Source organism: Slackia isoflavoniconvertens (genome assembly GCF_003725955.1).
In the GTDB taxonomy this organism is placed as follows: Bacteria; Actinomycetota; Coriobacteriia; order Coriobacteriales; family Eggerthellaceae; genus Slackia; species Slackia isoflavoniconvertens.
The window spans coordinates 1-526 of record NZ_QIBZ01000051.1 but is presented as its reverse complement, the minus strand read 5'-3'; the positions used below and the strand labels follow the sequence as shown (position 1 = coordinate 526).

Below are 526 nucleotides of genomic sequence, written 5' to 3'. Positions count from 1 at the left end.
CGTATAGGTGGAAAGCGCGTCCAGATAACGGCGCGACCCTTCGGCGTAGAGCACGCCCAAAGCCAGCGAGCTTTTGCCCGACCCCGACACGCCCGCGATGCCCACCAGCTTGCCCAGCGGAACGTCCACGTCGATGTTCTTCAGATTGTGCACGCCCGCGCCGCGCACTTCGATGCGATCCGGGGCGCCGAAGCGCCCGCTGCCCTGCTCCACGAAAGCCGCCTTCCTTCCGACGAATGCCGTAGTGCATCCTAGCATGCCGGGCGAACGGGGCCGAAGGACGCGCGAGCGCGCCTCGCAAGAAGCCGCTACAATAGCCGAAACGAAAGGAAGGTGCCTCATGAAGGACATGAAGATCGCCCTCGTGCAGTTCGAAGGCGAACTCGGCGAAGTCGAGAAAAACGTCGCCGACGCCTGCGCGCTGGTCGCCCAGGCCGCAGAAAACGGAGCCGACCTGGTGGTTCTGCCCGAGCTGTTCAGCACGGGCTACCACCTGGACACCATCGGCCCGCGCATCCTCGAACTG

General features: G+C 64.8%; 2 protein-coding genes. One reads left to right on the top strand and one right to left on the bottom strand.

Going from position 1 to position 526, the window contains the following annotated elements; all coding sequences use genetic code 11:
• Positions 1–213 (bottom strand): ATP-binding cassette domain-containing protein (locus DMP05_RS09710; protein ID WP_123220242.1); only part of this gene is annotated, 213 nt, incomplete at its 3' end.
• Positions 214–340: 127 nt separating this feature from the next.
• Here DMP05_RS09710 and DMP05_RS09900 point away from each other — a divergent pair.
• Positions 341–526: nitrilase-related carbon-nitrogen hydrolase (locus DMP05_RS09900; protein ID WP_280176490.1), on the top strand; the 186-nt coding region annotated here is incomplete at its 3' end.